Annotated in this window: 6 protein-coding genes; 4 read left to right on the top strand and 2 right to left on the bottom strand. The window is 59.4% G+C overall.

The genetic code is table 11. The features are described from left to right. Positions 1-165 precede the first annotated feature (165 nt). Both ACILSL_RS23200 and ACILSL_RS23195 read left to right on the top strand, forming a co-directional pair. Complete coding sequence (locus ACILSL_RS23200) at positions 166-954, top strand: ABC transporter ATP-binding protein (RefSeq protein WP_395734450.1); 789 nt, start codon at positions 166-168, stop codon at positions 952-954. Positions 955-1,002: 48 nt separating this feature from the next. Further along, positions 1,003-2,211, top strand: a complete 1,209-nt coding sequence (locus tag ACILSL_RS23195) for an FtsW/RodA/SpoVE family cell cycle protein (protein WP_395734449.1) — start codon at positions 1,003-1,005, stop codon at positions 2,209-2,211. Positions 2,212-2,588: 377 nt separating this feature from the next. Here ACILSL_RS23195 and ACILSL_RS23190 read toward each other — a convergent pair whose 3' ends face one another. Next, on the bottom strand, positions 2,589-3,908 hold the full coding sequence (locus ACILSL_RS23190) for a Gfo/Idh/MocA family protein (RefSeq protein WP_395734448.1): 1,320 nt from the start codon (positions 3,906-3,908) through the stop codon (positions 2,589-2,591). Positions 3,909-3,979: 71 nt separating this feature from the next. Between ACILSL_RS23190 and ACILSL_RS23185 the strand changes: the two genes are divergently transcribed. Then, positions 3,980-4,678: a YggS family pyridoxal phosphate-dependent enzyme gene (locus ACILSL_RS23185; protein ID WP_395734447.1), complete on the top strand. Its 699-nt coding sequence runs from the start codon at positions 3,980-3,982 to the stop codon at positions 4,676-4,678. Further along, a complete protein-coding gene (locus ACILSL_RS23180; protein ID WP_395734446.1) occupies positions 4,675-5,073 on the top strand; it encodes an RNA-binding S4 domain-containing protein in 399 nt (132 codons plus the stop codon). Before ACILSL_RS23185 ends, ACILSL_RS23180 begins: the two co-directional genes overlap by 4 nt. A 143-nt stretch (positions 5,074-5,216) precedes the next feature. Here the strand turns inward: ACILSL_RS23180 and ACILSL_RS23175 are convergent, their stop codons facing one another. Beyond that, a complete protein-coding gene (locus ACILSL_RS23175) occupies positions 5,217-6,851 on the bottom strand; it encodes a sulfatase (RefSeq protein WP_395734445.1) in 1,635 nt (544 codons plus the stop codon). Positions 6,852-6,901 lie beyond the last annotated feature (50 nt).

Raw genomic sequence — 6,901 nt, 5'->3', positions numbered from 1 at the left:
CTGGGTGTCCCGTGCTCTGAAAACAGCCCCCAATCCACCTTCGGCGATGGGAGCCAGCAGTTCATAGCGTTCGTTCATCAGGGAAGGGATGCTGACACTTTCAAGCTTTCACGCAATGAAACTTTAGCGCGTTTTCCCAGCTGTGCTAAAATCGCGCTTTCCACCATGCAGCTGCTCCGCGTTCAAGACCTCAAAATTCACTTCCCCGTGCGCGGGGGCTGGTTTGGCCGTACCTCGGATGTCATCAAGGCCGTGGACAAGGTCAGCTTCGAGGTGGAGGAAGGCAGCACCGTTGGTCTGGTGGGTGAGAGCGGCAGCGGCAAGTCCACCGTGGCACGTGCCCTGCTCAAGCTGACGCCGGTCACTTCCGGCAGCGTGAACTATCGCGGCATGGAAGTGCTGCCGATGACGGAGAACGAATTCCGCCCCTTGCGCAAAGAGATGCAGATGGTGTTTCAGGACCCCATCGGCTCGCTGAATCCGCGCATGACGGTCGAGTCCATTCTCGGCGAACCGCTGCAGATTCATTTCAAGGATCTCTCCCGGGATCAGCGTCGCGAGGTCTCCGCCGGGCTGCTCAAAAAAGTCGGGCTGCCTGAAGATGCGCTGCAGCGTTACCCGCATGAATTCAGCGGCGGTCAGCGCCAGCGCATCGGCATCGCACGCGCCCTGGCCGTGAAGCCGCGCTTCCTCATCTGTGACGAGCCCGTCAGCGCCCTCGATGTCAGCGTGCAGGCGCAGATTCTCAATCTCCTCAAGGACATCCAGGCGGAGCTTGATCTCACGCTGCTCTTCATCGCGCACGATCTCGCGGTCGTCCGCCACATGAGCGATCACATCGTCGTCATGCATCACGGCAAAATCGTGGAGCAGGGGGATGCGGACGAGATCTGCGAGAACCCGCGCCATGACTACACCCAGAAGCTGCTCGAAGCCGTGCCCGTGCTCATATAGCCGTGCTCGGAGCGCGCCCTTCATTTAAAAACTTTCTCTTCTGTTTCAATGACTCCTCTTTTCAAAAAGTTCATCGGCATGAACTGGCTGCTTGTTCTCAATGTGGCCGCTCTTTGTGCTTTTGGAGTGTATGCCATCTACAACGCGTCGGCCTTCAAAGAATCGACTGAATTTGCCCTCAAGTGGAAAGATCAGCTTCGAGCGATCATGATCGGCGTGCCGGTTTTTTTCGGTGCCTCATTGATTGATTACAAATGGGTGCGCTGGGCTTGCTGGCCGCTTTATCTGGCGGGTATTGGCGGCCTGATAGCTGTTCTTCTGTTTGGCGTGGAGCGCGGCGGTAACAAGGCCTGGCTTATCATTGGAGGTCAGTCTGTGCAGCCTTCCCAGTTTGCCATCATGTCCGGCATCCTGGTGCTGGGCGTGGTCTTTGGCGAACTCCCTCGATTGCTGCCAGTTTTCAGACGCCCATGGCTACGCATTCTGATTGCCGGAATGGTCGCCGGGATTCCGGCGGTGATGGTCATCAAGGAAGACTTGGGCTCCGGTCTCGTCTGGGGGCCCGTGTTCCTGTCGATGATGCTCGTCGGCAGCATCCCGTTTCGCTATATGATCACCATGCTGCTCGGTGTTGTTAGTGTGGTGCCTTTGGTGTACGTCTTTGCACTCAAGCCCTACCAGCAGGCACGCATCAGCTCCACTTGGTACATGATGACCAACCAGATGGATAAAGTAGATCTGCAAAACGAGGCATGGGTGGCCAAATATTTGCTGATTGGTGTATCAACTGCCGGTTTGGAGGGGAAGGGGCCTGAGTCCAAGAAAGTGCCCGATCAAGCGTCCATCCATCGTACATTTTTGCCACATGAGACGATAAGCGATTTCATTTTTTCCGTGGTGGCCGAAGAGTTTGGTTTTCGCGGAGCTGTTCTCCTATTGTCTGGCATGTTGCTTTTGTTGCTGCAATGTGTGTTTGTGGCCTTTTTCTCACGAGACCAGCTCGGGCGGCTCATTGTCGTGGGCGTGGTGGCCATGTTCTTTGTACACACTTTCCAAAATGCCGGGATGAATCTCGTCATGCTGCCCGTCATCGGGCTGCCCATGCCCTTCATCAGCCACGGGGGTACCTTTGTGATCGTCTGTCTCTTCCTCATGGGAATGGTCCAGAGCGTCTGGGTTCACCGCAACATCTCCGCCGTGAAGAAGAAGCGCTCCGTGAATGGCCCGCGCCGTGATGATGACGACGATGATGAGTAGTGGAGGAACGCGGCAGTGATGGTCCGCCGCTGCAACGTTCATGGGCAAGACCGGGCGCAGGCCTTTCATTTCCTGTTTCCACTCCTAGAGGCTTAAAAATGGAAACGAGGGTGCAGTGCCCCGTAGGATGGCTGTGGCGCAAGCTCGGCCGTCCACAAGCGTACGGCAAACAGTGTGGCGTACGGACGTCCTCGTAGTCGGGTGGTTTGGCGGAGGTGGCGATGGGGCATGGCATACCCTCGACGCCAAACACACCCAACCTACGGCCGGAGCACTGCGTCACGCCTGCTTTCCTCGTTTACCGTTTCCATCCTAGAGGAGACAAAAATGGAAACGAGGCGCTGTGAGGCCTGCGCGAACGCAGACCGTGATCGGCGTTACACGATCTCCCAGCCTTTGCGGTAGTCGCGGCGCACCATCTTGTCCGCAGCAGCGCTGTTTGGAATCTTAAGCGCAGGCGCATCCCAGATGAGGTTTTCATTCGGGAAAGCGCTCGCAAGGCAGCCGAGAAGAACCGCTTCCGTCAGCGGCCCGGCGTAATCGAAATTCGCGGAAGGCTTCTTGTCGCCCTTCAGGCAGCAGTCGATGAAGTCTGCCCAGTGGTCACGGGGCTCCAGCTTGGGATAGGCGCCGAATTTGGCAAACTTCTCGCGTGGATACAGCAGCGGCGTGGAGCCGTGCGGGGAGAGCAGCACGCCTTCGGTGCCCAGGTAAATGGTGCCCTGGCCGGGGAATTTGGCCACATCCCCCACCAAGGCCATGACTTCCGCCGGTGGACGCGCATCGCCATCGGTCCAGGTGACCTTCACGGTGTCGCCAGCGGTGTACTTCGTGCCTTTGAATGTGTATTCCACCACGGCATTGATGGCCCAGTTGTCCTTGTTGGGCACAGGGCCGCTGGACTTCACGGAGATCGGAGCGGCGAGATCCAGCGAGCGGAACCAGCCGCTGAACATGTGGCAGCCCATGTCTCCGAGCGTGCCGGTGCCGAAGTCGCGGCGTTTGCGCCAGTTGCTGGGATGATCGTAGCCCTTGATGTAGCTGCGTTCGCTTGCCACACCGAGCCACTTGTCCCAGTCGAAGCCCTCAGGGATCGGATCGCTCTTCATCGGGCGCACTTCGAGGTCGCCCCACTTCTTGTTGGAGAAGGTGTGGGCTTCCTTCACCTTGCCGATGGCTCCCATTTGAATCAGCGCCACTGCATGGCGTTCCGTGAACGCCGAGGAAATCTGGATGCCCATCTGCGACATCACGCCTTTTTCGCGTGCGCGCTCCACCATCTGGCGGCACTCCCACAGATTGTGCGCCAGGGGCTTCTGGCCATAGATGTGCTTGCCCTTGGCGATGGCGGCCAGGCCGATGCTGCCGTGCATGTGGTCAGGCGTGGAGACGTTCACGCTGTCGATCTTGTCGGTCTCTTTTTCGAGGAGTTCGCGCCAGTCTTGATACACCCTTATGTTGGGCCATTTTTCCTGGGCCTTGGCAAAGTTGCGGGTGTCCACATCGCACACTGCGGTCAGTTCCCACATGGGATGGTTGGACATCGCGCTCATGTCCGCCATGCTCATGCCCGAGGCGCCGAAGGCCGCATGGCGCAGCTTGCCGTTCGGAGAAGCGGCCCGCAAGCCGGTGGTGACCCAGGGGGCGGCGAACAGCGTGGCGGCGGACTGGCGGATGAAATGGCGGCGTGATTGCATGTGGAATGAATAGGTGGAGCGCGAAAATACGTTGCGCGGCCTGCCCATCTTCCGTTTCTCTTTGCCAAGTTATGAACGCCCTCTCCGACCGCCTGCAAGCCATCCGTGACCGCATCACCGCCTCCGCGCAGCGCTGCGGGCGCGATCCCGCCTCGGTTGAACTGCTCGCCGTTTCCAAAACCTTCCCCGTGGAGGCCATTCGCGAAGCCGTGGATGCCGGCCAGCTTCTCTTTGGTGAAAACAAGGTGCAGGAAATCCTCGCCAAAGCCCCGCAGCTTCCCGCAAGCCTGCACTGGCATCTCATCGGCCATCTCCAGTCCAACAAGGTGCGCAAAGTCCTCCCGCATGTGAAGGCCATCCACAGCATCGGCTCGCTCGATCTCGCACGGGATGTGGACCGCATCGCCGCAGAGCTCGGCCTCTTCCCCCAGGTTTACCTTGAGGTCAATCTGGCCGCCGAGAGCAGCAAGCACGGCTTCAGCGCCGAGCAGCTCCGCGCCAGCCTCGAAGCTCTCTATGCGCTCAAGCGCCTCGAAATTCAGGGCCTCATGTGCATTCCCCCCTTCGATGACGATGCGGAAAAAAGCCGTCCCTATTTTGTGCAGTTGCGTACCTTGCGGGATGAACTCCAACAACGCGGCGGCGCACTGCTCCCACGTCTCAGCATGGGCATGAGCCATGATTTCGACATCGCCATCGAGGAAGGCGCGACCATCGTCCGCGTCGGCAGCGCCATTTTTGGCGCACGCACCTACCAGACTGCGGCATGAGCCAGCGTGCGGACAAATGGCTGCATCACGTGCGCGTGTTCAAGACGCGCACTCTGGCCACGCAGGCCTGTGCCCGTGGCAATGTGACCATCGATGGCCAGCCGGTGAAAGCCTCACGCGATCTCAAGCCCACCGACGTTCTCGAAGTGGTGCGCGGAGACTTGCGTCTGCGCCTCCGCGTCATCGCCTTTTCACCCCAGCGCCTCGGGCCGCCAAGGGTGGCAGAGTTTTGCGAAAACCTCACCCCTCTGGAATGGATCCAGCGCGCCAGCGAACTGCGCCGCGAGCGCGAACTCATCCAGCCCCGCGCGCATGAAATGGTGGCGAAGCCGGACAAAAAACAACTGCGCGATCTGAGGAAGTTCTGGGAGGAGCAACAGGCTGGGGAGGGGTGATGGCGCCTCACGTGGAAGGAGGGCGAACGCCCTTGGGGGGGGGCTGGGTGCTCGCGTGTCAACTTTGGCAGCACAGCACCTTCGTTTCCATTTTTGTGTCCTCTACGATGGAAACGGAAAACGAGGAAAACGGGGGGCTCCACTCACTCCGCCTTCGCCTTGCCTTTGCCCTTCTTGCCCTTGCCGGGTTTATTCGACTTGGTATCCAAAGTGAATGGCGGATTCTCAAACGGTACGGGATCCATCGTCACGCGCGGATCTCCCACGGCCTTGAGTTTCTCCTGCAGCTCGGCCGCCATCTTTGCCTTCACGTCCGCATAGGCAGCTTCCTTGGCCACGTTGATCGTGGAGTCGGGGTCTTTGTTCAGGTCGTACAGCTCCTCTTCGGGGCGCTTGGCAAAGGCGTAGTCAAAGTACCACTGGTATTGCGAGTCCTTGCGATGCTCGATGAGCCAGGCCTTGGCGGGAGAGGAATCCATGTCAGGAAAGGCGGCATAGGTGTCATTTTCCAGCGCGTCCTGTGAGGGGGTAAAGCTGTCGGTCAGCGATTTGTAGTCGCCCATGGGCATGCGTTCAGGCTTGAAGTTGTGGATGTAAAGGAAGCCGTCCTTGCGCAGTGCACGCTGGGGGTAGGGCAGGTTGCCTTCGCGCGCGATGCTCACATGCCTCTCACGCCCGGTGATGACGTAGTCGCGTTCCTTTTCGATCAGGCCGGATTTGCCGGACTTCATCAAACTCACGAGGCTTTTGCCATTCACCCCTTCAGGGATCTTGGCACCGCCGATCTCCATGAACGTGGGCGCGAGATCCATGAGATTCACGAAGTCCTCGATGTAGCGTCCGCCGGGCTGACCCGGCCAGCGGATCGCGAGGGTCACATTCACGCCAAAGTCATAGAGGTTGCACTTGCCGCCGGGGAAGCCGGGGGCGCCATGGTCGCCGCTGATAACAATGACCGTGTTGTCGTACTCGCCCGCCTCTTCCAGCCGCTTGAGGATCACGCCCACCTGGGCATCGAAGGCCTGGATCTCACCCAGGTAGCTGCCGAAATCTTCGCGGAATTCAGGCACATCGGGCAGGTGCTTGGGCAGCTTGCCCTTCAGCTCGTCCGGATTGATGCCCCACTGCGCCTGTCCGCTGCCTTTGACCCATTTGCGATGCACATTGGTGGGGCCATGCCAGAATGCGAAGGGGGTGCCTTTGGGACGGGCGGCCAGGAAGCTGTCGAAATTGCCCCGCACCTCGTCATAGATCTGCTGCTTGGCTGCTTCCACGGCCACGCCCTCTTTCATGAGCTTGTCCACGTTTTGCGAGAACTGGTTGCAGCGGCCCCCCGACTTCTGATACGCAAACTGCTGGCCGCCGTAGGGGGCGTCCGCAGGTTCGCCGGGACTCCAGACCTTGAAGGATTTGCCAATGTGGTAGCCCTGGTCCTTGAGCAGCAGCGGGTAGCTCGGGATCGCCGGGTCCCACACCGCGCCGTTCAGGATGGCGGCGCGTCCGCAGTTGAAGAAATAGCGGCCTGAGAGCAGGGAGCTCCGGCAGGGCGTGCAGCTTGGGGCGTTCACATAGGCCCGGCGAAACAGTGCGCCTTCACGGGCAATGCGGTCGATGTTCGGTGTTTTGACCACCTGGTTGGGCGAAGGAAATTTCTCATGCTCTGCGTAAATGCTTGCGTAGCGGCCCCAGTCATCGGCAAAGAGAAAGAGGATGTTCAGCGGCTTGTCAGCCGCAGTGGCGAGGGTGGTCAGGGCAAGGCAGCAAAGAAGAAAACGCATGGCGGCGTCATAACGAGGGATTGATGCGTAAACCTTCGCAAAAAAAAGCG

Source organism: Prosthecobacter sp. (assembly GCF_044222345.1).
Lineage (GTDB): Bacteria > Verrucomicrobiota > Verrucomicrobiia > Verrucomicrobiales > Verrucomicrobiaceae > Prosthecobacter.
This window is presented reverse-complemented; position numbering and strand designations above follow the sequence as displayed.

Bases quoted from the DNA above. Each gene is read 5' to 3' on its own strand.
- ACILSL_RS23200 (WP_395734450.1), top strand. From the start codon at position 166: ATGCAGCTGCTCCGCGTTCAAGACCTCAAAATTCACTTCCCCGTGCGC.
- ACILSL_RS23195 (WP_395734449.1), top strand. From the start codon at position 1,003: ATGACTCCTCTTTTCAAAAAGTTCATCGGCATGAACTGGCTGCTTGTT.
- ACILSL_RS23190 (WP_395734448.1), bottom strand. From the start codon at position 3,908: ATGCAATCACGCCGCCATTTCATCCGCCAGTCCGCCGCCACGCTGTTC.
- ACILSL_RS23185 (WP_395734447.1), top strand. From the start codon at position 3,980: ATGAACGCCCTCTCCGACCGCCTGCAAGCCATCCGTGACCGCATCACC.
- ACILSL_RS23180 (WP_395734446.1), top strand. From the start codon at position 4,675: ATGAGCCAGCGTGCGGACAAATGGCTGCATCACGTGCGCGTGTTCAAG.
- ACILSL_RS23175 (WP_395734445.1), bottom strand. From the start codon at position 6,851: ATGCGTTTTCTTCTTTGCTGCCTTGCCCTGACCACCCTCGCCACTGCG.